Genomic DNA, 24,720 nt, shown 5'->3' with positions numbered 1-24,720 from the left:
ATGCAGCACGCAACCCGGCTCGGCCAGATCGAATGCACTCGCGCAACACAGGAAGTGAAGCCATGACGGTTGCCTGGCTCGGAATCGGCGCGAATCTGGGGGATGCTCGCCAGACCCTCAAGGACACGGTGGTGTGTCTCGCGCAGCAGCACACCATCACCGTGCTCGCCAAATCGAGTCTGTACCGCACCGCGCCCATCGACGCGGGCGGCGACGACTATTTCAACTGCGTCGTGAAGCTCGATACACGGCTAACGGTGCGCGAGCTGCTCGGCCTGTGCCATCGCATCGAGCACCACTTCGGCCGCGAGCGTCCGTTTCGCAACGCGCCGCGCACGCTCGACATCGACATCCTGCTGTACGGCGAAGCGATCATCGACGAGCCCGACCTGATCGTGCCGCATCCGCGCATGACGGGCCGCGCGTTCGTGCTCGCGCCGCTCGCCGAGATCGATCCCGAGCTCGCCATTCCGGGCCAGGGCGTGGTCAGCACGTTTCTGCCCGCCGTTGCGGAGCAGCGCATCGAAAAGTTGAAACCGCTGTGCCAGTGCCTCGCCGCCCCCGAAGCGGGCAAGTCCACAGGTGTGGCGGCCGATCCCAGCGATCCCAGCGATCCCAGCGATCCCAGCGATTCCGCCGCCTCCGCCGATAACACGCCGCGCTCCTCGGGCCCCTGCCAATGAGCACGCCGCTGTCTTTCGCCACCACGGTCTGCGCACGGCCCGCGGCGCTCCAGTACATCGCGATCGAAGGGCCGATCGGCTCGGGCAAGACGCCGCTCGCGACGCGTCTGGCCGAGCGCTGGTCGATGCAGACGCTGCTCGGCTCGCGCGCGGACAACCCGTTTCTCGAGCGCTTCTACCGCGACACGTCGCGCCACGCGCTGGCCGCGCAACTCGCGGTGGCGCTGCAGCGCGAGCATCTGTCGCGACAAGTGGCCGCGCAACTTGCCGCCGGCACCCCGCTCGTGACGAATTTCCTTGCCGAGCGCAATGACCTGTTCGCGCGCCTGACGCTCGCCGAAGAAGAGCTGCAGCTATTTCAGGCACTCGCCGCGCGCCTTTGCGTGGTGTCGCCGCCGCCCGACCTCGTGGTGTATCTGCAGGCGAGCCCTGAAGCGCTCTATGCGCGCATCCAGAAGCGCGCGGTGGCGGCGGAGCAGCACATCTCCGAGACCTTCCTGCGGGCGCTGTGCGACAGCTACAACGAATTTTTCTATCATTACGACCGTGCGCCGGTGCTGACCGTGGGCGTCGAAAATCTGAACCCGCTCGACTCCGACGCGGACCTTGCGCTGATCGTCGAGCGTATCGAATCGATGCGCGGCCGCAAAGAATCCTTCGTCAAAGGCACGTCGCTTTGAGCGGCGCGCCGTCCGGCACTTCCCCTCCCTAATGGACTAACGGACTCTCGGACTCCCCATGACTTACCTGCAGGAAACGAGCCGCAGCGCGGTCACCGTGCCCAAGCTCCAGGCGATGCGCGACGCCGGCGAGAAGATCTCGATGCTCACGTGCTACGACGCGAGCTTCTCGGCGCTGTGCGACCGCGCAGGCGTGGACACAGTGCTGATCGGCGACTCGCTCGGCAATGTGCTCCAGGGCCATGCCACGACGCTGCCCGTCACCATTGACGACATCGCCTATCACACGGCCTGCGTCGCACGTGCGCAACCGAAGGCGCTGATCATCGCCGATCTGCCGTTCGGCACGTTCGGCACGCCCGAGGACGCCTTCGCGAATTCGGTGAAGCTCATGCGCGCGGGCGCGCAGATGGTGAAGATCGAGGGCGGCGAGTGGCTCGCGCCCACGGTGAAAATGCTGGTCGAGCGCGCGGTGCCAGTGTGCGCGCACATCGGCCTCACGCCGCAATCGGTGCACGCGTTCGGCGGCTTCAAGGTGCAGGGCAAGACCGATGCGGCGGCCGTGCAGCTCGTGCGCGACGCGCTGGCGCTCGAAGCTGCGGGCGCGCAGCTCGTGGTGATCGAGGCGGTGCCGGCGACGCTCGGCGCACAAGTCACGAAGCAGTTGCGCATTCCGACCATCGGCATTGGCGCGGGCCTCGATTGCTCCGGCCAGGTGCTCGTGCTGCACGACATGCTCGGCATTTTCCCCGGCAAGCGTCCGCGCTTCGTGAAAGACTTCATGGCGGGACAGCCCGATATCGAGTCGGCCGTGCGCGCCTATGTGAAAGCCGTGAAGGAAGGCACGTTCCCGGGGCCTGAGCACGCGTTCTGATGCGGCTGCGACCCTTCAGCGGCTTCGAGCCTTCAGCCCTCGGCCGAAGGCTTACTTTGTCGCGGCAATGATCCGCTTGCCCAGCGCTTGACCGGGCACTTCGACAAACCGGTACCCCAGCACCGAAAGAACAAGTGTCAGCAGCACGCACGTCAGGGAGAAAAGGCCTGACGGCACGAGAGATCCGGCCAGACTCATGGCAAATGGATGGAGGAGATAGGTCGAAAAACTGATGCTGCCCAGCCATCCGGTAAGGCGATTCGAGATAAGCGGGGAGCGCCGAATCGCCGGAACGCAAGCGACCAGCAAGAACAGAGCCGGCGCAACCAGCCAGGGAATCAGCGCTTCGTACAAGCTTATGTGCGGATGATGAAAGTAGCCAAAGGAGACGAGGTTTGACATCGCCATGGTGATGCTAAAGACACCCGCGTCGATGTAAAGGCGACGTGGCGTCAAGCTGCCCTCCTGAGCGTGGAATACCCGGCAGCCCAGAATCGCTGCGTACACCAGGCCAATACGGGCGAGCGGAAGGCGATGCCCGATCAAAAGAGAAATGCAGCACAAGAGCAGTTCCACAACCGGCGCGATGACGATCAGCTTGTCGTCGAACCGACGGCCGAAGCTCAGCAAAGCCAAAGCGAAGACTGCATACCAGGCGAACTCGATGCTGAGAGTCCATGTCACGCCCAGAAGGGCCTGCGCACCGAAATAGTCCTGAACGAGCAAGAGGTTGACCACCCAGGTACGAGCCGCGACAACTCTTACGTCGGAAAAGGCCGTGAGATTCGAGCCGTAGCCAAGGAGTGCCAGGAGAGCAAAGGCAACGAGCACGAGCGGGTAAATGCGGAAGACGCGTCGAATCACAAACGTCTTGAGATCGAACCGGTGCCCCGCCGTCATGGGAATCACGAAACCGCTCACAACGAAAAACAGGACCACCCCAAACACACCCGGCGATAGCATTGCCGTAGCCCACGCACCGAATTCTCCGCTCTTTTCAGCGATGTGCTGAAAGAGCACTGCACCCGCAGCAATAAATCGCAATGTGTCAAGAAAAGCCAGGCGCGCTGTCGTGGCCACCCGCCGACTCGTCGCAGTCGGATCCGTCGTGGCAGAAGGGACCGACGCCTGAAACATATCGCCCTTTCCCACTCGTCCCGAAAATGGCTCCGCGGCGCAAACCTGAGGCTGATCGTCGGGCATGATAGCGTCCTGAAACACGACAAAACGCCCTCGTGGGTCACACCGGCACCATACTTGCGGTTGGCCAAGCGACCAGAGGATTGAGTATCGATCAACGGGTCTGCGGCACGAATGCGCTTAATCGACGGGTTTCAGGCATCGCTCATGAGGGACATCATCAACAAGCGAAGCCACCGCGCCGGGAGCCGCTTCGGAAACCGGTGTCACGCCGTTCATATGCGTGGATTGTGTCCGGTCTTCGGCCGTGGCGAATGTTCGCCGTCGCTCATACCGCGTTCGTCGACGAAATATCGAAAGGTTGCGACAGGGCGTAAATCTGGGCGTAGCGTCATCAACGCGGACGGAGCCAATTCGTAGTTCGGACGGCTTTGAGCGCTTCTGGAGCCTCACGCCGTTAGCGAATCAAACGCGTATCAAGCGCGCCGGCACGGCCCCGCGCAGCGCATTGGTCAGCAAGAGCGCCTCGGCGTTGAGCACGTCCTCGCGCGTAAGCGCACGCTCGCGCGCCCCGAACGCCGCATCGGCGAGCAGCACGCCGCGCATCACGCCGGGCAAGAGCCCCGACGAGAGCGGCGGCGTCCACCATTGTCCGTCGAGCTTCACGAACACGTTCGAGCGCCCGCCTTCGGTCAGCTCGCCGCGCTCGTTGAAGAACAGCATGTCGAAGCCACCCTGCGCTTCGGCCTCGCGCCATGCGCGGTCGAACTCGGCGCGCCGCGTCGACTTGCGCAGCAGCAGCGCATCGCCTGACGCAACTGGCGCGAAGCCGTGATCCGGCGCGAGCAGCACGCCAACAGTGTCGTGAGCGAGCGGCGCAAGCGGCGCAAGCGGCGCAAGCGGCGCAAGCGGCGCACTGGTCAGCGTTACCACTCCGCTCTTGCCGAGCGCGAGCCGCAGCCGATGCGGCACGTCCGCTTCCGAGAACGCAGCACACGCCTCAACAAGACGCTCGCGCAACGCTTCCACATCGCACGGAAAACCGAGCCAGGCCGCGCCCGCCGCAAGCCGCGCGAGATGGCGCTCGATATGACGCACGCCCTGCGCGCGCGTCGCATACATCGTTTCGAAGAGTTCGATGCCGGGGTCGGCCTCGGTGAGAAAACGCGCTTTCAAGCGGCACTCCTCGTATTCGTCGGCCGCTACGCTATCCAGCACGATGCCCGCGCCCACGCCCATCTCGCCGCGCCGCATTGCCCCATCGGCGCCGCTGGGGGCGTCGAGCGTGAGCGTGCGGATCACGACCGAGAGACAGAAGTCACCACAGGCCTCGCCTTCGCCAGGAGCGTCCAGCCAGCCGATGGTGCCCGTGTAGAGCCCGCGCGGACCGTGCTCGAGCGCCTCGATCAATTCCATCGTGTGGTGCTTGGGCGCGCCCGTGATCGAGCCGCATGGGAACAGTGCGCGCATCGCGTCGGCGAAGGTCGTGCCGGGGCGCAGTTTCGCCTGCACCGTGGAGGTCATCTGCCAGACCGAGGCATACGGCTCCACACTGAAGAGCGCGGGCACGCGCACCGATCCTGTCTGCGCGACGCGGGACACGTCGTTGCGCAACAAGTCGACGATCATCACGTTTTCGGCGCGATTCTTGGGGTCGCTCGCGAGGAATTGCGCGGCAGCGGCATCTTCGGCGGCATCGGCGCGACGCGCGGTGGTGCCTTTCATCGGCTTCGCGCGCAACGTTTCGCCGTGCTTCTGGACGAACAGTTCCGGCGAGCACGAGAGCACCCAGCGATCGCCCGGCAACGCGATGAGCGCGCCGTAACGCACGCGCTGGCGCTCGCGCAGGCGCCGGTACAACGCCACCGGCGCGCCGAACGCCTCGAAGCCCAACCGGTACGTGTAGTTGATCTGATAAGAGTCGCCGATGCGCAGCGCGTCCTGCACCGCACCGATGTCGCGCTCGAAGCGCTCGCGCTCGACGCCCATCGTCACACCGGCAATGCCAGCCGGCGCGGGGGCCGCGCTGCCCTCGCGCGCGGCGAGCCACGCGTCGGCCTCGTCGCGCGAAAGCCGCTCGCAGCGCGCGAACAATAAAAAACGCAGCGCGGCGTGGCCGTGCTGCGTTTGGCTGGATGAGGCGTCGCGCTTCGCGAATTCGAGCGCGCGCCCGAATTCGTAATCGCCGAGCACGAGCGCATGAAGGGCCGCGCCCGCTCCTGCACTCAATGCTGCATTGACTTCGCGGCACGCCGCGTCGAGATCCGCCGCGCGCTCGCACGCGATCTCGCGCACGAACCCCGTGTACAGGCGGCTCGAACGGCTCGCCGCCGTCGAGTCGCCATCGTCGAGCAGCGCGAAAATCGCGTCGCTGGCCGCGCCGCCTTGATTCACTGCCATTGAACGTTACCGCCTGCCTGCTACCGCACGAAATCCCGACGCGTGCATTAATCGAAGAAGCTCTTTACGCGGTCGAACCAGCTCTTGCTCTGCGGACTGTGGCGCGAGCCACCTTCCACGAGCGACTTCTCGAACTGCTGGAGCAAATCGCGTTGCGGCTCGGTGAGCTTGACCGGCGTTTCGACCTGCACATGCACGTACAGATCGCCGGCGATACTCGAACGCAGACCCTTGATGCCCTTGCCGCGCAGACGGAAAGTCTTGCCCGACTGCGTGCCCTCGGGCACCGTGAAGCTCGCGCGGCCTGCCAGCGTCGGCACTTCGATCTCGCCGCCGAGCGCTGCCGTGGTGAACGGAATCGGCATCTGGCAATGGAGGTCGTCGCCGTCGCGCTCGAAGACCGCGTGCTGCTTGATGTGGATCTCGACATAGAGATCGCCCGACGGCCCGCCGTTGATGCCCGGCTCGCCGTTGCCGGCCGAGCGAATGCGCATGCCGTCATCGATGCCCGCCGGAATCTTCACTTCGAGCGTCTTGGTTTCCTTCACCTTGCCCGCGCCGTGGCAGTTCGTGCAAGGCTCGGGAATATAGGAGCCCGTGCCGTGGCACTTCGGGCAGGTCTGCTGGATGCTGAAGAAACCCTGCGACATGCGCACCTGGCCCGAACCGTGACAGGTCGGACAGGATTCAGGCTTGGTGCCGGGCTTCGCGCCCGAGCCGTGGCAGACGTCGCAGCCGCTCCAGCCCGGCACGCGAATTTGCGTCTCGTAGCCGTGCGCCGCCTGCTCCAGCGTGATTTCCATGCTGTAGCGCAGGTCCGCGCCGCGATACACCTGCGGGCCGCCACGCGCGCCACGGCCGCCGCCGGCCGCCTGGCCGAAAATATCGCCGAAGATGTCACCGAAAGCGTCCGCGAAACCGCCGAAGCCCTGCGCACCCGCGCCGCCCATGTTGGGATCGACACCCGCATGGCCGTACTGGTCGTAAGCCGCGCGCTTTTGCGAGTCCGACAGCATCTCGTAGGCTTCTTTCACCTCCTTGAAATGCTCTTCCGCATCCTTGCTGTCCGGATTGCGGTCGGGGTGATACTTCATCGCAAGCTTGCGATACGCCTTCTTGATTTCGTCGTCGCTCGCGTTCTTCGCGACGCCCAGAACCTCGTAGTAATCCCGTTTCGCCATATCGGTTCAACGCCGGCCGCGCGCCTCGCGGCGCGCGCCGGCTCCTCTTGAATGCTGGATCTCGTGACCCGTTTGCCGCTCCTTCGCACCTTCCGCGCGCGGGCGCTTTTGCGCCCCGGCGGCCCCTGCAAGAGAACGGCCTCCATAAAACAAATGTGCCCGGAGAGCCTAAAGGCCCGCCAGGCGCTGCAATGCCGAAGCGCATCGTAACCGATGCGGCCGGGCTTGGGTCGGCTCAGTCCTATCAAACCGGGCCGCTGATCGAAGCATCCGGCGCGAAACGCGCCGGATGCTCTGGCCCTGAACAAGCAGACTTAGTCCTTCTTGACTTCCTTGAACTCGGCGTCGACCACGTCTTCGGCGGCATGCTGCGGGTTGGCTTCGGCGCCCGCGGCACCTGCAGCCGCACCCGCCGCGCCTTGCGCCGCCTGCATGTCGGCGTACATCTTCTCGCCGAGCTTCTGCGACGCTGCCGACAGCGCCTCGACCTTCGCTTCGACCGTCGCCTTGTCGGCCGACGTGTCCTTCAGCGTGTCTTCGAGTTCCTTCAGCGCGGCTTCGATCTTTTCCTTCTCGCTGGCGTCGATCTTGTCACCGTACTCGGCCACGGCCTTCTTCGTGCTGTGAACCAGCGCGTCGCCCTGGTTGCGTGCGTCGGCCAGCTCACGCAGACGGTGATCTTCTTCCGCGTTCGCTTCGGCGTCCTTCACCATCTTCTCGATTTCGGCTTCCGACAGGCCCGAGTTCGCCTTGATGGTGATGCGGTTTTCCTTGCCGGTCGCCTTGTCCTTCGCGCCGACGTGCAGAATGCCGTTCGCGTCGATGTCGAAGCTCACTTCGATCTGCGGCACGCCGCGCGGTGCGGGCGGAATGCCTTCGAGGTTGAACTCGCCCAGCAGCTTGTTGCCAGCCGCCATTTCGCGTTCGCCCTGGAACACCTTGATTGTCACGGCGCCCTGGTTGTCGTCGGCCGTCGAGTAGACCTGTGCGTGCTTGGTCGGGATCGTGGTGTTCTTGTTGATCATCTTCGTCATGACGCCGCCGAGCGTCTCGATACCGAGCGAGAGCGGAGTGACGTCGAGGAGCAGCACGTCCTTGCGGTCGCCCGAGAGAACCTGGCCCTGAATCGCAGCGCCCACGGCCACGGCTTCGTCCGGGTTCACGTCACGGCGCGGATCCTTGCCGAAGAACTCCTTAACCTTCTCCTGCACCTTCGGCATACGCGTCTGGCCGCCGACGAGAATCACGTCGTCGATGTCGCCGACCTTCACGCCCGCGTCCTTGATCGCCACGCGGCACGGCTCGATGGTGCGCTCGATCAGGTCTTCGACCAGCGCTTCGAGCTTGGCGCGCGTGATCTTGAGGTTCAAGTGCTTCGGGCCCGAGGCATCCGCCGTGATGTACGGCAGGTTGATTTCGGTCTGCTGGCCCGACGACAGTTCGATCTTGGCCTTTTCAGCAGCTTCCTTCAGGCGCTGCAGCGCGAGCACGTCCTTCGAGAGGTCGACGCCCTGCTCCTTCTTGAACTCGCCGATGATGTAGTCGATGATGCGCTGGTCGAAGTCTTCGCCGCCGAGGAACGTGTCGCCGTTGGTCGAGAGCACTTCGAACTGCATTTCGCCGTCAACGTCCGCGATCTCGATGATCGAGATGTCGAACGTGCCGCCGCCCAGGTCGAACACGGCGATCTTGCGGTCGCCCTTTTCGGCCTTGTCCAGACCGAACGCGAGTGCAGCCGCGGTCGGCTCGTTGATGATGCGCTTGACTTCCAGCCCGGCGATGCGGCCGGCGTCCTTGGTGGCCTGACGCTGGCTGTCGTTGAAGTACGCGGGAACCGTGATCACCGCTTCGGTGACCGGCTCGCCGAGGTAGTCTTCAGCGGTCTTCTTCATCTTGCGCAGCACTTCGGCCGACACCTGCGACGGCGCGAGATTGTTGCCATGCGCCTGGACCCATGCGTCGCCGTTGTCGTGCTTGACGATCTTGTAGGGCATCAGGTTGATGTCCTTCTGCACTTCCTTCTCGTCGAAGCGGCGGCCGATCAGGCGCTTGACCGCGTACAGCGTGTTCTTCGGGTTCGTGACCGACTGACGCTTGGCCGGCGCGCCGACCAGCACTTCGTTGTCGTCCATGTAAGCGATGATCGACGGCGTCGTGCGAGCGCCTTCCGAGTTCTCGATCACCTTGACCTGATTGCCTTCCATCAGTGCCACACACGAATTGGTGGTGCCGAGGTCGATGCCGATGATTTTGCCCATTTTGTCAATTCTCCAGATTTTGATCGCTGTGCGTTCGCCGCGTCTCGCGTGGTGCGGGGGCGTTCGCCTCAGCTCAATTCGGTTTGTTTCAATTCACTGTTGCCCAAATAGGTGCCGCAAGGATGTTTTCAAGAGCTTTGGGCTATGAATTCGTTAATTTTTTTCGATCGGTGGCGTGTCGCTCGAAACAGCGCCGCCCAGACTTTCCAACGCCTTACAAAACAACGGCGAATCGACCGGCAGACGCCTTACTTCGGCTGCGAAACCGTGACCAGCGCCGGGCGCAGCACGCGGTCGGCAATCACATAACCTTTTTGCAGCACCGCGACGACCGTGTTCGCCTCCTGCTCCGAAGGCACCATCGAGATGGCCTGATGGCGATGCGGGTCGAACTTCTCGCCCACCGGGTTGATCTGCATCACCTTGCCCTTCTCGAGCGCGCCGATCAGTTGCTTGAGCGTCAGCTCGACGCCTTCGTTGACCTTCGCGAGGTCGTCCGAACCATGCGCCAGCGCGGCTTCGAGGCTGTCCATGACCGGCAGCAGATGCTCGGCGAAGCTCTCGATGGCGAACTTGTGCGCCTTGGCAACGTCTTCCTGACCGCGGCGGCGGACGTTTTCCGTCTCGGCCTTGGCGCGGATGAATGCATCCTGCAGCTCGGCGACCTTCGCCTGGGCCTCTGCCAGCGCTGCTTGCGCGTCGCCTTCGGGCGCCTGCGCGGCGCCTTCGGCCGCAGATTGTTGCTGCTGAGCAGCGGCTTGCGACGCCTCGTCCGCGGGCGTGGGGTTCTGGCTCGTCGGGTTCTCTTGCGTGTTTTCCATGTCGCTGAACGTCGTTGAATAGTAAAAGGGGAAACAAGGCGCGGACCGTTCTGGCCAGCTCGTTTGCTACGCTGACGAGCGATGCGCCAACGCTACAGCCGCCTTGTCCATCGCGACAGCACGTGGGTGCCGGATCATTTATTTCAAGGGCCTCGCGCGGTTTTTTTATCCATGGATCAAACCGCCGAAATCGCTCGTTACAACCATTACTGCAGTGCCGCAACAATGAAATTGAGTACGGGGCAACCCTGGCCTACACTCAGGAACAGGTGCTGCTCACAGGGCATTTACCCTGAGTCCGGCACCGCACTGATGGGGCCCTGCTGTTGCGTCTGTGGCCCATGTATTGGCCGTTTTGCAGCTTTTCTTCCCTTGGGGGAGTACCGTGAAACTGACCTTTGCCATCTCGGTGGTCGCGTTGGTACTCATCGCCGGGACCACCACCATCTGCATGTCCGGCGTCGTGAACGACAATACGACGGAATACGGGGGCGTTCACGCCACAATGGAGGCGCTCTTCAATCCTCACGCGAAAGTTTGTCGATAGTGCGACGGTCGCGCTTGGTGGGCCTGCCGTGCAGCACGGCGGCGGGCTCGCGAAACAGCCGCCTGCGCTCCTGTTCGGCCGTGCGCTGCGCGCGGCCGGCCTCTGTCTCCGCATAGAGCGTCTGGGCGATGCTCGCCGGGCCGCGCACCTCGCAGATGCCGAGCACCTGCACCTCCCATACCGCGTGATCGATCTCGATCTTCACGAAGTCGCCCACGCGCACGTCCCGGGAAGCCTTCACGACATCGCCGCCGATCCGCACGCGGCCCTTGCCGATGGCGTCCGACGCCTGCGAACGCGTCTTGAAAAAGCGCGCGGCCCAAAGCCATTTGTCGATGCGCAGACGCGCGCCGGGTTCGGTCGAAATCTTGTAATTCATGGATGCTTCCTGATTGAGCGCCGCTAAAGTCCCGCGCTCAGGCCGTCGCGCCGGCTGGAACCGGCGCCCGCACCGGCCAGCCCTGCAGGTTCTGCGCAACGATTTCTCCGAGCGCTGCGATCCACGCAGGCGACGCGTTCAGGCACGGAATACGGTGGAACTCCTTGCCGCCGCCATGCAGGAACTCGTCGCGGACCTCCATGCCGATTTCCTCGATGGTCTCGAGGCAGTCCGCCGTAAAACCAGGGCAGAACACGTCGGCGCGACGCACGCCGCCCTGTCCGAGCTCCTTGAGCGTCGGCGCGGTATAGGGCTGCAGCCACTGCGCGCGCCCGAAGCGGGACTGGAACGTGACGCGGCATTCCACCGGCGTGAGTTCGAGCGCATGCATGAGGAGCGAGGCCGTCTGCTGGCATTGATCGTGGTACGGGTCGCCGAGATCGAGCGTGCGGCTCGGCACGCCGTGAAAACTCAGCACGAGGCGATCTCCCGCCGCGAAGTCGGGGCGGCCGTGCGCCTGCCAGTACTCCCGCACCTGAGTCGCGAGCGCCCCGATATAAGCCGGATGGTCGTGGTATGCGCGCACCGTGCGGATTTCCGGCTGGTTGCGCATGCGCCGCAGCTTGGCGAACGCGGCGTCGAAAGCCGTGGCCGTGGTCGACGCCGAGTATTGCGGATACATCGGCATGAGCAAAATGCGCTCGGCGCCGGCGAGCTTGAGCTGGCTGAGCATCGCCGCGATGTCGGGCGTGCCGTAGCGCATCGCATGGTCCACAAGCACGGCGTAGTCGTTCAGATGCAGCAGATGGCGCAAGCCGTCGGCCTGCTTCTGCGTGTGCACGCGCAGCGGGGAGCCTTCGGGCGTCCAGACCGCCGCGTATTTCTTCGCCGACGAACGGCTGCGAAACGGCAGGATCAGCCCGCGCAGGATGACCTGCCAGATGGGCGCGGGAATCTCGACCACGCGCGGATCGGAAAGGAACTGCGCCAGATAGCGGCGCACGGCGCGCGGCGTGGGCGCGTCGGGCGTGCCCAGATTGATGAGCAGCACCGCGACGCGATGCGCAACGGCTGACTGCAGGGGTCGCTCCAGGTCGAAACGCATAGGCGGTCAGGGACGCCGCGCTTCAAGGCGCGGCAAAGTTGCACCAGTGCGCATTATAGCGGGCGTAAATGGATGCGCCGGGCCAGCTCCAAAGCCCGCTCACGAGGCGCGGGATGCACGGCGGCGGCGCACGCCAAACCCCCACCGTTAGCCATTCGGCCAGTGGCGCGCGGCCCGGCTTTGGGCGATGATCGGTGCAAAGGGAAACGCGGGCAAACCGCGCGGCAAGCGCTTTCAGCTCTGGCTAAGCGTGAGCGAGAGCAGGCGCGCGGTGATGTCCACGATCGGAATCACGCGGTTGTAGGCCATGCGCGTCGGGCCGATCACGCCGAGCGTGCCGACAATCTTGCCGTTCACTTCGTAGGGCGCGGTCACCACGCTCATTTCCTCGATCGGCACGAGGTTCGACTCGCCGCCAATGAAGATCTGCACGCCCTGGGCGTGGCTTGACACATCGAGCAGCTGCAGCAGACTCGTTTTCTGGTCGAACACGTCGAAGAGCTTGCGCAGGCGCGCCATGTCCGACGACAGATCGGCCACTTCGAGCAGGTTGCGCTCGCCGGAAATGAGCACGGTCTCGCCGGTATCGGTTTCGTCGGTGCTCGCGGTCACGGCGGCGTGCATGAGCGTGGTCATGTCGCCGCGCAGCGCGTCGATCTCTTCGCGCAGGCGCCGCCGCACCTCGTCGAACGAAAGTCCGGCGAAGTGCGCGTTGATGTAATTGGAGGCTTCGATGAGCTCGGAAGGCGTGAAGTCGCGCTGCGTCGCCATGATGCGGTTCTGCACGTCGCCTTCGGGCGTCACGATGATGAGCAGGATGCGCTTGTCCGACAGGCGCATGAACTCGACCTGCTTGAACACGTGCGTGCGCCGCGGCGTGAGCACCACGCCCGCGAACTGCGAGAGATTCGAAAGTACGCTGGCCGCCGCCGCCACCACCTTCTGAGGCTCGCCGGGGCGCAGCGTGGTCTTGACCGCCCGCGTGAGCGCGTCGTCGTCGGCCGAGGGCTCGACAGTGAGCAGGGTGTCGACGAACAGGCGATAGCCGCGCGGCGTGGGCACGCGCCCTGCCGAGGTGTGGGGGCTCGACACAAGCCCCAGCTCCTCGAGGTCCGACATCACGTTGCGGATCGTCGCCGGGCTCAGCTCCAGGCCGGAAAAGCGCGACAGCGTGCGCGAGCCGACCGGCTGACCTTCGGCGATGTAGCGCTCGATCAGCGTTTTGAGGAGGGTTTGTGCGCGAGGGTCTAGCATGACTGAAAATTCTAGCCTAATGCCGGGTTGGCGGCGAGTCCGCCCGCGCTCGCGCCCGCGGCCCGGCCGTGCGGGAACCGCGGCAGCCTGTGCACTGTTTTGGCCGGTCTGTCATCGCCGCGTCACGCCGGCCTGCAAAAAAGGGGCGCAGCCCCTGCCCACGCCCCGTGGGCAGGGGCTGCCAGGTTCTTTTCGAGACCCGACTATGGTGTAATGCCGGCATGCAGATCCAGAAGATCCAGAGCCAGTTCAAGACTGTTGCGCTCGTCGGGCGCAGCAATACCCAAGGCATCGGCGAGCCGCTGATGGCGCTCGCCCACACGATTTCGCAGCGCGGCTTCGACGTGGTGTTTGAAGCGCACACCGCCCAGCAGATCGGCGCCACCGGCTATCCGGCGCTACAGATCGCCGAAATCGGCGCGCGCGCGGACGTGGCCGTGGTGCTCGGCGGCGACGGCACGATGCTCGGCACCGGCCGCCAGCTCGCGCCCTACCGCACACCACTCATCGGCATCAACCACGGGCGTCTGGGCTTCATCACCGACATCCCGTTCGCCGACATGCAGGAAGTCGTGCCGCAACTGCTCGCGGGCAGCTTCGAGCGCGAGGAGCGCTCGCTGCTCGAATCACGCATTACGCGCGGCGGCGACCCGATCTACCACGCCCTTGCGTTCAACGACGTGGTGGTGAACCGCAGCGGCGTTTCAGGCATGGCGGAGTTGCGCGTGCACGTGGACGGCCGCTTCATGTACAACCAGCGCTCGGACGGGCTGATCGTCGCCACGCCCACAGGCTCGACCGCCTATTCGCTCTCGTCGCAGGGGCCGCTGCTGCATCCGCAGTTGCAGGGCATCGTGCTCGTGCCGATTGCGCCGCACGCGCTCTCGAACCGCCCGATCGTGCTGCCCGACGACTGCAAGGTCAGCATCCAGATCATCGCGGGACGCGACGTCAACGTGAACTTCGACATGCAGTCGTTCACGGCCCTCGAACTCAACGACGTAATCGAGGTGCGCCGCTCGCGCCATACCGTGCCTTTCCTGCACCCGGTCGGCTACAGCTATTTCCGGACCCTGCGCCAGAAGCTGCACTGGAACGAACACCCCTCGCTGCAAGACGACCCGGAAGACTGACGCCGCCATGCTCCGCCATCTTTCGATCCGCGACTTCGTGATCGTCGCCGCGCTCGACCTCGAATTCGACAACGGCTTTTCCGTTTTCTCTGGCGAAACCGGCGCGGGCAAGTCGATCCTGATCGACGCCCTTGCGCTCACGCTCGGCACGCGCGCCGACGCAGGCGTCGTGCGCACGGGCGAAAGCCGCGCCGACATCACCGCCGAGTTCGACGCCCCGCCGCACGTGGCGCAGTGGCTCGACGAGCAGGCGCTCGCCACGCCCGACGGCGAGGACACCGTGATGCTGCGCCGCGTGGTCGACAGCGGCGGGCGCTCGCGCGCGTTCATCAACGGCACGCCGGCCACGCTCGCGCAGCTGCGCGAAGTGGGCGAGCGCCTCGTCGACATCCATGGCCAGCACGCGCATCAGCTGCTCATGCGCCCCGACGCGCAGCGCGAGCTGTTCGACACGCACGCGGGCCTGGTCGACACGGCTGCCGCCGTCACGCGCGCGTGGCGCGCCGCCCGCGACGCGCGCCTCGCCGTGCAAACCGCGATGTCGCGCGACCGGGAACTCCAGCTCGAGCGCGAGCGCCTTGCCTGGCAACTCGCCGAACTCGACAAACTCGCGCCGCAGCCCGGCGAGTGGGAAGAGGTGAACGCCGAGCACGTACGGCTCGCGAATTCGGCGAATCTGATCGAAGGCGTGCAAGGCGCGCTCGCGGCGCTCTCCGAATCCGACGAGGCGATGATCTCGCATCTGAATTCGATCCTCTCGAAGCTGCGCGATCTCGCCGAAGTCGATCCCGCGCTTGGCGACGCGCTCGCCGCGCTCGAACCCGCCGCGATCCAGTTGCAGGAAGCGGCCTACTCCCTCTCCCATTACGCCCAACGGCTCGATCTCGATCCGCAACGGCTCGCGCAGGTCGAGCACCGGCTCGACGCACTGCACTCGGCGGCACGCAAGTTCCGCCTCCAGGCCGGATCGCTGCCCGAGGAACACGCGGCGCGCCGCGCCCAGCTTGCGGCGCTCGACGCCGCCTCCGACCTCGACGTGCTGCGCGCGGCCGCCGACAAGGCACACGAAGCGTATCTCACTGAGGCGCGCGAGCTTTCGAAGTCGCGCGCGAAGGCCGCCAAGGCGCTTGGCGCAGCGGTCACGCAGGGCATGCAGGAATTGTCGATGGCGGGCGGCAGCTTCGAGGTCGCGCTGGTGCCGCTCGGCAGCAGCGCGAACGGCGAGCCGATCGGCGGCGCTCACGGTCTCGAGCAGATCGAATTTCGCGTGGCCGGCCACGCGGGCGTGCCGCTGCGCCCGCTCGCGAAGATCGCCTCGGGCGGCGAACTCGCGCGCATCAGCCTCGCACTCGCCGTGATCGCGAGCGCCGCGAGCCCCACGCCGACGCTGATCTTCGACGAAGTGGACACCGGCATCGGCGGCGGCGTCGCCGAGGTGGTCGGGCGCTTGCTGCATCAGCTCGGCCGACAGCGCCAGGTGCTGTGCGTCACGCACCTGCCCCAGGTTGCCGCGCGCGGAGATCACCACTTCCAGGTCTCGAAGGCCGGCGACGGCAATGGCGGCACCGTCTCGGTCGTCACGCCGCTCGACAGACCGGGCCGTGTGGAGGAAGTCGCGCGCATGCTCGGCGGGCTGGAGATCACCGCCACCACGCGCCGGCACGCAAAGGAAATGCTGGCGGCTTGAGCGGTATCTGGATTACCCGATTATTCGCGACATTGCCGAAAGCGGCGAGCCGATGCTCATCACCCGCAATGGCGAAGCCAAGGTTGTCGTGCAGGACGCTCAGTCGTACGAAGACATGCAACAGACATTGGCGCTTCTGAAGATCCTCGCCTTGGGGCGCAAGGAAATCGAAGCAGGCCACGTCATCCCGGCGAGCACGGTGTTCGCCGAACTGGAGTAAATGGACAACGACGACGGCATTGCATGAAAGTCGTCTTTCTCCAATCCGCCCGCACCGACCTGCAACGGCTCAGACGCTATCAGGTCACCAAATTCGGCGGTCTTATCTGGCGCGAAGCGCTTGAGCGCATCCAGCGCGACGTGGCTCAACTCGAATCATTTCCACAGAACGGCTCGATCCCGCCTGAACTGGCTGAGCTCGGTATAGCCAACTATCGGCAGTTGGTTAGCGCAATGTGCCGCATCATCTACGAAATCGACGATCAGGCTTTTCATATCCACTTGATCGTCGATACTCGAAGAGATTTGAAAGACCTTCTGGCTAAACGTCTCTTGAGACCTTAGCCGTTCCCCTGGATGTTTTCCGCCCGAACCGGCTGCGGCGGTGGTGATCGAAGCAGCGGGCCGACGGCCAGCATCTGCCGCAAGAAACGGCGACGCGGTTCGTGATTGTTTAACATGCGTGCTCCGGTTTGGCCTGCGACGCGGGGAAACCGGCGCCGGCACAGCGAAGCGCGGGCCAGACGCGACTCACTTGCTGTGCGTTTTTTGATTTGGATGCGCAGGCAACGATCGATATGAGGCGTTGATATGCCAGTGGCGTCAGCACCTTAAACGATGCGCAGGCCTTTGCGAGTGGCCAGCCGGGTGTTTCATCCAGATGGATTGATACAAGTCAGACGGCGCCCTACAAGTCACTCGGCGGACACCGTCAAATCCTCCGGATAAGTGTTAAATACAGGAGCGAAACCGATGGAGATATTTCAACGGCAAATCCGATGCAATTACATTGCATGCCTAAACATCTAGAAGCTGCTTCCGAAAACTGGAAATCGACGGCGACGCGGCGTGCGCAAACAGCACGCCGCGTCGCTCGCCGCCTTAGCCCTGCTCCCCAAACACCCGCTTCCAGAGCGCCAGCACGGCTTGACGCTCGTGCTCGACCCGCGCGGGATCGACGCGCGCCGCCTCCATGCCGTCGAGCCGCAACTGGTGCTGGAGCTTGCGATAGAGCCGGTACGCCGAGCCAATCGTGTCGGCCTCCTCCTCGCTCATCAGCCCAAAGCGCGACACCTCGCGCAGGAGCGCGATATTGCCTGTGTTGCGGATCAGCTCGGGGTCCTGCGCCGCGTGCAGCAGCACCCAGTACTGCACGAGGAATTCGATATCGACCATGCCGCCGCGGTCGTGCTTCAGATCGAATAGCTCGGTGCGGTTCGGGTGGCCATCTTCCACGCGCTGGCGCATTTCGACGATCTCCCGGGCGAGCAGCGCCGCATCGCGCGGTGTCGTGAGCACCTGCACGCGAATCGCCTCGAAAGCATTGCCGATGTCCGCGTCGCCCGCCGAAAAACGCGCGCGCGTGAGCGCCTGGTGCTCCCACACCCACGCGGTATTCGCGGCGTCGCCCTCGCGCAGCTGGTAGCGCCGGAACGAGCCAAGATCGGTGACGAGCAGCCCCGATTCGCCGTTGGGCCGCAGGCGCAGATCGACGTCGAACAGCGTGCCCGCGCCCGTGGAGGTCGTGAGCCAGGTGATGAGCCGCCGCGCGAACGTCGCGTAAATCTCCGAGGCGCGCTCGTCCTCGTCGTCGTAGAGGAAGATGAGGTCGAGATCCGACGCGTAGCCCAGCTCCTTGCCGCCGAGCTTGCCGTAGGCGATCGCCGCGAAGCGCGGCACCTCGCGGTGGCGCTTCGCGAACTGCTTCCACACGGTTTCGATGGTCACGTCGAGCACCGCGTCCGCGAGCTCGGAGAGCCGGTCGCTCACGTGCTCGACCGTCAGCCGGCCCGCGAGATCGTTGAGCAGGATGCGGAACACCTCGGCCTGGTGCGCGTGGCGCACCAGGTCCATCTGCTGCTCGACGTCGGCAGCGGCCGCCAGGCGCGCGCGCAGCAGACGCGAAAACGCCGGCCAGTCGAAGGGCGTGGCGACCGCTTCGTCGTCGAGCAACTCGTCGAGCAGTTGCGGATGGCGGACCAGATAGCCCGCCGCCCAGCGCGACGCGCCCAGCACCTTGAGCACACGATTGAGCGCATCCGGATATTCGGTGAGCAGTGCGAGATACGCGCCGCGCCGGATCACGGCTTCGAGCAGATCGAACATGCGCGCGAGCGTGTCGCCGCGCCGCTCGCGCGGCTCCAGCGTGCGCGCCGCTTCGAGCGCGCGCTGCGCGACGCTGTCGAAGCGCTCGCGGCTTTTCTCGGGCAGCCCCGTATAGCGCGACGACTGCCACAGCCCGCGCAGGCGCGCGAGCAGCGGCGCGGGATCGTCGATGCCGAGTTCCGCGAGGCGTTCGAGCAGCGTGCCGTCGGCGCCCTCTTCGGTTAGCGCGTCGCTCCAGACCCAGGCGGCCGCGCCGTCCCCGGGCACGCCGCGGCCGCTGTCGCCGCTCACTTTGTCGGAGAAAATCTGGTCGAACTGGCGCTCGACCTTCTCGCGATGCGCGTCGAGCACCGTCATCAGCGCGGCGTAGTCGTCAAAGCCCATCGACTTCGCGAGGGCCACGCGCTCTTCGGGATCGACGGGCATCGCATGGGTCTGCGCGTCATCGCGGTATTGCAGCCGGTGTTCGAGCTCGCGCAGGAAGTTATAGGCGCTCGTGAGCTCGCTGCAAACCTCGGGCGCGATCAGCCCGCGCGCCGCCGCGTAGCCGAGCACCGCGAGCGTCGGGCGCACCCGAAAGCCCGCGTCCTGGCCGCCGCGAATCAACTGGAACACCTGCGCGCTGAACTCGATCTCGCGGATGCCGCCGCGCCCGAGCTTGATGTCGTCGGCCTTGTCGGGGCGCATGGAGGCGCGGCGCTGCGCTTCATGGCGGATCTGCATGTGCAGCGAGCGGATCGCGCTGATCACGCCGAAGTCCAGATAGCGCCGGTAGACGAACGGCTTCACGAGCCCTTCGAGCTGCGAGGCGAGCCGCAGCGCGCTTTCGCTCGACGTCTCCGAGACGAGCCGCCCCTTGATCCACGCATAGCGCTCCCACTCGCGGCCCTGCACGTAGAAGTACTCCTCAAGCATGCCGAGGCTGCATACGAGCGGACCCGAGTCGCCGTTGGGGCGCAGCCGCATGTCGACGCGAAACACGAAGCCGTCCGCCGTCACATCGGAGAGCGCGCCGATGAGGCGCTTGCCCACGCGCGCGAAGAAGTCCTGGGTGGCGATGGGCGAGCGCTGGCCGCCCGTGGTCTCGCCGTCGTCCTCGTAGACGAAGATCAGGTCGATGTCCGACGACACATTGAGCTCGCGCCCGCCGAGCTTGCCCATGCCCACCACGCCCAGCGTCAGGCGCTCGCCGTTCGGCCCGCGCGGCTCACCGAAGACCGCCTCGAGGTCCGCGCTCACGACTGCCAGCGCGCGCTGGATCGTCAGTTCGGCGAGATCGGTCATGGCGCCGGTGACCTCGACGACATCGGCCGCGCCGGCGAGGTCGCGCTCCATCACCGCGCAGATGACCTCGGCGCGCAACTGGCGCAGCGCCTTCTTCAACTGCTCGTCGGTGAGCGGCGCAGCGGCGACGGGGGTGGCATTATCCGCATTGGCCGGGCCGCCGCGCGCCTCGTCGCACAACGCATCGAGCCGCGCGGACAGCGTCGCGCGCGTGAGCGGCGCAGCCGCAAGCGCCTGAACCTGATCGGCCAGGCCAGCGCGGGCCGCATAGGCACGCGCCGCATAACGCGAATATTGGGAACTCAGAAGGGAAATGTCAGTCATGGTGGATCTTTGCCCGGCTCGTGGAGCGGGGGTTGGGTGGAGGATGGGTCAACACCGGCATTGCGTCAGCCGCCCCCGCCGCCGTGCCAAAAACCCCGTGCACCAGCGCGCGACAGGCCATCCCGGCTTCCCCGGATGGCCGGCTCCATGGCCCCCTGTGATACATTTCGACGTCAGAACGCAACGCTACCATACCCCACCCGCCGCAGCATGTCCGAGCGTAACGACCCCGCGGGCCAGCATCAAACCGGACATGCCAGCCGGGAAAATGCAGGCGTGGGCTCACAGCACCATCACCCTGTCCTGCGCCACACGTTCCGCGTGCTGGCCGGCATCGCACTCGTCCTTTATTTCATCGTCGCGGTGCTGCTGCTCGGCCTGCGCTATGTCGTGCTGCCTTACGTGGACGATTTTCGTCCGCGCATCGAAAAGCTGGTCTCCGACAAGATCCACGCCGAGTTTCGCATCGGCAAGCTCTCGCCTCACTGGTCGGGCTTCCAGCCCGGCATCGACGTCGCGGGCCTGACGATCCGCGACCGCCACGGCAACCTCGCGCTGAACGTCCCGCACGCAACGGCCGCGGTCTCGTGGCGCTCGCTCGTGAGCTTCGAGCTGTTGCTCTCGAGCGTCGTGGTCGAGCGCCCCGACGTGCTGATCGCGCGCGAGGACGACGGCATGCTCACGGTCGCCGGCGTGCCGGTGCCCACGGCGCATACGGGCAACGCCACCTTTACGACCTGGCTCATGCGCCAGCAGGCCATCGTGCTGCGCGGCGGCACGCTGCGCTGGCACGACGCCACGCGCGACGCGCCCGAGCTCAAGCTCTCGGACATTCGCCTCGCCATCCTCAACGACGGCTACGACCACCGCGTCGCGCTGCAGGCGCCGGCCGAGGGCACGGTGCTGCACGGGCCGCTCGACTTCCGCGCGCACTTCCGGCACGCGCGCAACGCGCAGGCGGGCAAGCCGCTCGACTGGAGCGGCGACGCCTACGTCTCGACCGGCCCCGTGGACCTGCCCACGCTGGCGCGCTACATCGCCTTGCCGCTCACGACCTATGCCGGGCGCATCAACAATGCAATCTGGGCGCACTTCGAGGCGGGCCGCATCAAGTCCGCCGACGGCGTGCTGAGCGGCAACGACATCGCGCTGCGCGTGAAGGCGACCCAGCCGCGCCTCGACCTGCCGGTCGCGCAATTCAGTTGGCGCATCGCGGCCGAGCCCGGCGACTACACCCTGCAAATGCGCGATTTCCATGCCGAGCTCGGGCAACCGCCGCTCGACGACGGCACGCCGCTCACGCGCTCGCTCGCGTTTGCGACGCTGGACGGACATATGCGCGAGCAGTCGCTGCAGCACGGCCAGCTCCTTTCGGTCAATGGCGACCGCATCGATCTGGGCATCCTCGCCGAATTCATGCGCGCGCTGCCATTGCCCGGGCGCGTGCAGAACGCGCTCGTGCGCTTCAATCCGCAAGGCGTGATCGCCAATTACGATCTCGCGCTGGAGCGCGCAAGCCCCGAGGGCGGCGAAGCGGCCGCCGAGCAGCGCGACAAGAGCGTCGAGCCCATCGTCCACTATCGCTTCAAGGGCGACCTGCAAGGCATCAGCGTGGCAGCCCAGGAGCCGGGGCCCGGCCTCACGCCGCGCGGCCATCCGCGCGCGGGCCTGCCCGGCATCGAGAACCTCTGGGGGAAAATCGACGCCGACGAATCGCGCGGCTCGCTACACCTCGACACGGCCGCGAGCACGCTCACGCTGCCGGGCGTATTCGACGATCCGCGCCTGAAGTTCGACCGCCTGTGGGGCGCCATGACCTGGACGATCGCCGCGCAGCGCCAGCCCGGCGACAAGCTCAAGGCGTTTGCGGTCAACGTGAGCGAGCTGGGCGTGCAGAACGCCGACGCGCGCGCGACCATGACCGCGCACTACACGAACCCCGGCCACGGACGCGGCGCGCTCGACCTCGTCGCCAAATTCGATACGGCGCAGGTCAAGGCCATCGCGCGCTATCTGCCCACCAGCATCCCTGAGAAGACCCGCGTCTATCTGGGCCACGGGCTGCAGGCGGGGGTCTCGAAAGGCGGGACCATCGAGATCCATGGCGATCTCGCCAAATTCCCCTACTCGCGCGACCCGGAGGCGGGCCAGTTCCGCATCGTCGCGCCGTTCCAGAACGGGCGCTTCGAGCCGACGCCGTTTCCGCCGCGCACGCTGCGCAACGGCGCGCCGAACGTCTGGCCCGCGTTCGACGGCATCGACGGCGTGTTCCAGCTTCACGAGAACAAGCTGCGCTTTGACGTCGCGCGCGGTCATTACCGCAACTTCGTGCTGCGCGACGTGACCGGGCGCATCGACGAACTCGGCATCAAGGGCTCCGATATCGTGATCGAGGGCGCGGGGCGCGGGCCGCTCGCGGACCTGCTCGATTATGCGGACAACAGCTCGATCGGCGCGATGTCGAAACACGCTACCGAGAAGGTGCAGGCGCAGGGGCCGGCCACGCTCGCGCTCAAGCTCACGATCCCGCGCAAGCCGATGCCCACGGTGAAGGTGGCTGGCGCCATCGGCTTCGAGAACGACACGCTCACGGCCAATAACGTGCCGCCGCTGTCCAGCCTCACCGGCAAAGTGCACTTCACGAACCGCAGCGCGCAGGTGGAGCGGCTCACGGGACGCTTCCTTGGCGGCGAGGTGCGCGCGAACGGCGGCCTGAGCGATGACGGCCGCTATCACGTGAACGTGGCCGGCAACGTGGCCGTCGACGCGGCGCGCGGGCTGAACCTGCACGGCACGGCGGCGGCGGTGCTTGGCCGCTTTTCGGGCTCGGCGCCGTGGTCGCTCTCGGTGGCGGGCGAGCGCGGCCATCTGCCCGACGTGAAGGCGCACTCGGATCTGACCGATCTCGCGATCGACTTGCCCGCGCCATTCGGCAAGACCGCGGGCGCGCCCATGCCGCTGCGCTTCGAGCTGCAGCCCGGCGCCGGCGACGGCAGCGACACGGAGACGACGGCCGCCGCCGACGCCCCGCTGTACGAGCATGCCGATCTCACGCTCGGGCCGCTCGCGGCGCGCTACGTGCTGCGCCGCAATCCGGGCCACGTGCCAGGCGTGGTGCGCGGCGTGATCGCCATGAACCGGCCCGCCGATCTGCCCAGCGAAGGCGTGGTCGCGGTGGTCGACATGCCCACCTTCAACGCCGACGCATGGCGCGGGGTGGCGCAGGAGCTGCGCGGCAGCGCGGCAGCAAGCGAAGCCGCGGCTGCAGCGGCGCCGCCCGCATCGCAGGCGGCGGCAAACGCCCGCCCGCCACAACCCGCATCGCAGACAACGGCGAGCGCCGGGAACACCGCAAGCGCAACGAGCACAGCAAGCGCGCTACAAGCCGCATCGACAGCAAGCGCCGCAAGTGCCCCAAGCGCCGAAAGCCCAACCACCGCGCCCGTCCCCGGCGGCGCGTTCGCATCCTATCTGCCCTCGCGCTTCGCGGTCCACGTCGGCATGCTCACGCTGCTCAAGCGTCACTGGGAAAACGTGATCGTGGGCGCCACGCGCACCGGCAAGCAATGGCAGGCCAACGTCGCGTCGAATCAGGTCTCGGGCCACGTCGCGTGGAAGCCGGGCCCCGTGGCGGGCTCGCCCGGCACGCTCGAAGCGCAGCTCGCCCGCCTCGTCGTGCCCGCCGCGACCGAGAACGATCTGCTCGGCCAGGCCATGTCGCAGCGCGCCCAGAACATGCCGTCGATCGACCTCGTCGTGAACCAGCTCATCGTGCGCGACCACGACTTCGGCCGCCTGCAGATGAGCGCCCACAATTACGTCGACAATGGCGTGCCGGTCTGGCAGCTCGACACCCTCGACATCACCAACCCTGACGCGCACTTCACCGCGACCGAGAACTGGCGCGCCGTGGGCGACGAAGCGCCCCCCGCCGACACCGCGGGCGGCGCGAGTGAAACGCCGCGCCGCACCGTGCTCGACTTCCACCTCGACCTCAAGAACGCGGGCTCGCTGCTCGAACGCGCGGGTGTCGCGCATGTGGTCAGGGGCGGCCAAGGCACGTTGAGCGGCAAGCTCGCGTGGCGCGGCGGCCCGACGGCGCTCGACTATCCGACGCTCGAAGGCAGCCTCGCGCTCGACCTGCACCATGGCCAGATTCTCAAGATCAATCAGGGAGTGGCGTCGCTGCTCGGGGTGCTGAGCCTGCAAAGCTTCGCGCACTTTCCCGAGATGGATTTCCACGACCTGTTCGGGCCGGGCCTGCCGTTCACGAGCGTGACGGGCACCGGACAGATCCAGAACGGCGTCGGCCGCACCGACGACTTCAAGCTCGTGACGGCGCCGGGCCGCGCGCAGATGGCCGGCACCATCGACCTCGCCCACAAGACCCAGGATCTGCGTGTGCACGTCGTGCCCACGGTGAGCGCCGGCGCGGGCGTGATCGCCGCGACGATCATCAACCCGTTCTTCGGGCTTGGCGCGCTGATCGCCGATGTCGTGCTCCTGCATACCGTCGAAGTGGCATTCGCGCGGACCTATGCGATCACGGGTTCGTGGTCCAAACCGCATGTCGAGCGACTGCCGGACGATCAGGGTAAGATGAATACGCCGGTTCCGGCGGCGGCGCATTGAGCGGCGCAGCGGC

Annotated in this window: 17 protein-coding genes; 8 read left to right on the top strand and 9 right to left on the bottom strand. The window is 66.1% G+C overall.

Annotated features, from left to right (window positions below; translation table 11 throughout):
* The first annotated feature begins 62 nt into the window (after nucleotides 1–62).
* From folK to panB, 3 genes are read left to right on the top strand one after another with little or no spacing between them, the layout of a single operon-like run.
* A complete protein-coding gene (gene folK / locus P5W98_RS02505; RefSeq protein ID WP_434718205.1) occupies nucleotides 63–683 on the top strand; it encodes a 2-amino-4-hydroxy-6-hydroxymethyldihydropteridine diphosphokinase in 621 nt (206 codons plus the stop codon).
* Complete coding sequence (locus P5W98_RS02500) at nucleotides 680–1,363, top strand: deoxynucleoside kinase (protein WP_421073510.1); 684 nt, start codon at nucleotides 680–682, stop codon at nucleotides 1,361–1,363. The genes folK and P5W98_RS02500 overlap by 4 nt, the downstream gene beginning before the upstream one ends.
* 58 nt (nucleotides 1,364–1,421) lie before the next feature.
* The gene (gene panB / locus P5W98_RS02495; protein ID WP_421023087.1) at nucleotides 1,422–2,237 is read left to right on the top strand and encodes a 3-methyl-2-oxobutanoate hydroxymethyltransferase; all 816 of its coding nucleotides are present in this window, start codon (nucleotides 1,422–1,424) and stop codon (nucleotides 2,235–2,237) included.
* Nucleotides 2,238–2,288: 51 nt separating this feature from the next.
* Here panB and P5W98_RS02490 read toward each other — a convergent pair whose 3' ends face one another.
* The 8 genes from P5W98_RS02490 to hrcA form a co-directional block, all read right to left on the bottom strand.
* Complete coding sequence (locus P5W98_RS02490; protein ID WP_434718204.1) at nucleotides 2,289–3,440, bottom strand: acyltransferase family protein; 1,152 nt, start codon at nucleotides 3,438–3,440, stop codon at nucleotides 2,289–2,291.
* Nucleotides 3,441–3,842: 402 nt separating this feature from the next.
* Entirely contained in the window at nucleotides 3,843–5,777 is a 1,935-nt protein-coding gene (gene pabB / locus P5W98_RS02485; RefSeq protein ID WP_434718203.1) for an aminodeoxychorismate synthase component I, read from the bottom strand.
* A 47-nt stretch (nucleotides 5,778–5,824) separates the two neighbouring features.
* Nucleotides 5,825–6,958 carry a molecular chaperone DnaJ gene (gene dnaJ, locus P5W98_RS02480; protein WP_421042504.1) on the bottom strand — a complete coding sequence of 378 codons (1,134 nt, stop codon included), beginning with the start codon at nucleotides 6,956–6,958 and terminating at the stop codon, nucleotides 5,825–5,827.
* Nucleotides 6,959–7,272: 314 nt separating this feature from the next.
* Nucleotides 7,273–9,216 carry a molecular chaperone DnaK gene (dnaK, locus tag P5W98_RS02475; RefSeq protein ID WP_421042505.1) on the bottom strand — a complete coding sequence of 648 codons (1,944 nt, stop codon included), beginning with the start codon at nucleotides 9,214–9,216 and terminating at the stop codon, nucleotides 7,273–7,275.
* A gap of 248 nt (nucleotides 9,217–9,464) precedes the next feature.
* A complete protein-coding gene (gene grpE, locus P5W98_RS02470; protein ID WP_421042506.1) occupies nucleotides 9,465–10,037 on the bottom strand; it encodes a nucleotide exchange factor GrpE in 573 nt (190 codons plus the stop codon).
* 518 nt (nucleotides 10,038–10,555) lie between these two features.
* Complete coding sequence (locus tag P5W98_RS02465; RefSeq protein ID WP_421044412.1) at nucleotides 10,556–10,963, bottom strand: RNA-binding S4 domain-containing protein; 408 nt, start codon at nucleotides 10,961–10,963, stop codon at nucleotides 10,556–10,558.
* Between the two features lie 37 nt (nucleotides 10,964–11,000).
* A complete protein-coding gene (gene hemH / locus P5W98_RS02460) occupies nucleotides 11,001–12,068 on the bottom strand; it encodes a ferrochelatase (RefSeq protein WP_421073506.1) in 1,068 nt (355 codons plus the stop codon).
* A 234-nt stretch (nucleotides 12,069–12,302) separates the two neighbouring features.
* Nucleotides 12,303–13,322, bottom strand: a complete 1,020-nt coding sequence (hrcA, locus tag P5W98_RS02455; RefSeq protein WP_421023079.1) for a heat-inducible transcriptional repressor HrcA — start codon at nucleotides 13,320–13,322, stop codon at nucleotides 12,303–12,305.
* Between the two features lie 221 nt (nucleotides 13,323–13,543).
* On the opposite strand from hrcA, the gene P5W98_RS02450 reads away from it, so the two are divergent.
* From P5W98_RS02450 to P5W98_RS02435, 4 genes are read left to right on the top strand one after another with little or no spacing between them, the layout of a single operon-like run.
* Nucleotides 13,544–14,455 carry an NAD kinase gene (locus tag P5W98_RS02450; RefSeq protein WP_421023078.1) on the top strand — a complete coding sequence of 304 codons (912 nt, stop codon included), beginning with the start codon at nucleotides 13,544–13,546 and terminating at the stop codon, nucleotides 14,453–14,455.
* 7 nt (nucleotides 14,456–14,462) lie between these two features.
* On the top strand, nucleotides 14,463–16,142 hold the full coding sequence (gene recN / locus P5W98_RS02445) for a DNA repair protein RecN (protein WP_421073505.1): 1,680 nt from the start codon (nucleotides 14,463–14,465) through the stop codon (nucleotides 16,140–16,142).
* Between the two features lie 52 nt (nucleotides 16,143–16,194).
* A complete protein-coding gene (locus tag P5W98_RS02440; RefSeq protein ID WP_434718202.1) occupies nucleotides 16,195–16,362 on the top strand; it encodes a type II toxin-antitoxin system prevent-host-death family antitoxin in 168 nt (55 codons plus the stop codon).
* A gap of 23 nt (nucleotides 16,363–16,385) precedes the next feature.
* Entirely contained in the window at nucleotides 16,386–16,706 is a 321-nt protein-coding gene (locus P5W98_RS02435) for a type II toxin-antitoxin system RelE/ParE family toxin (protein WP_434718201.1), read from the top strand.
* A gap of 537 nt (nucleotides 16,707–17,243) precedes the next feature.
* Here P5W98_RS02435 and glnE read toward each other — a convergent pair.
* The gene (gene glnE / locus P5W98_RS02430) at nucleotides 17,244–20,075 is read right to left on the bottom strand and encodes a bifunctional [glutamate--ammonia ligase]-adenylyl-L-tyrosine phosphorylase/[glutamate--ammonia-ligase] adenylyltransferase (protein ID WP_434718200.1); all 2,832 of its coding nucleotides are present in this window, start codon (nucleotides 20,073–20,075) and stop codon (nucleotides 17,244–17,246) included.
* A gap of 210 nt (nucleotides 20,076–20,285) precedes the next feature.
* Between glnE and P5W98_RS02425 the strand changes: the two genes are divergently transcribed.
* Complete coding sequence (locus P5W98_RS02425) at nucleotides 20,286–24,707, top strand: YhdP family phospholipid transporter (protein ID WP_434718199.1); 4,422 nt, start codon at nucleotides 20,286–20,288, stop codon at nucleotides 24,705–24,707.
* Nucleotides 24,708–24,720 lie beyond the last annotated feature (13 nt).

This window comes from Paraburkholderia sp. A1BS-2L, from assembly GCF_051125205.1.
Taxonomy (GTDB): domain Bacteria; phylum Pseudomonadota; class Gammaproteobacteria; order Burkholderiales; family Burkholderiaceae; genus Paraburkholderia.
This window is presented reverse-complemented; position numbering and strand designations above follow the sequence as displayed.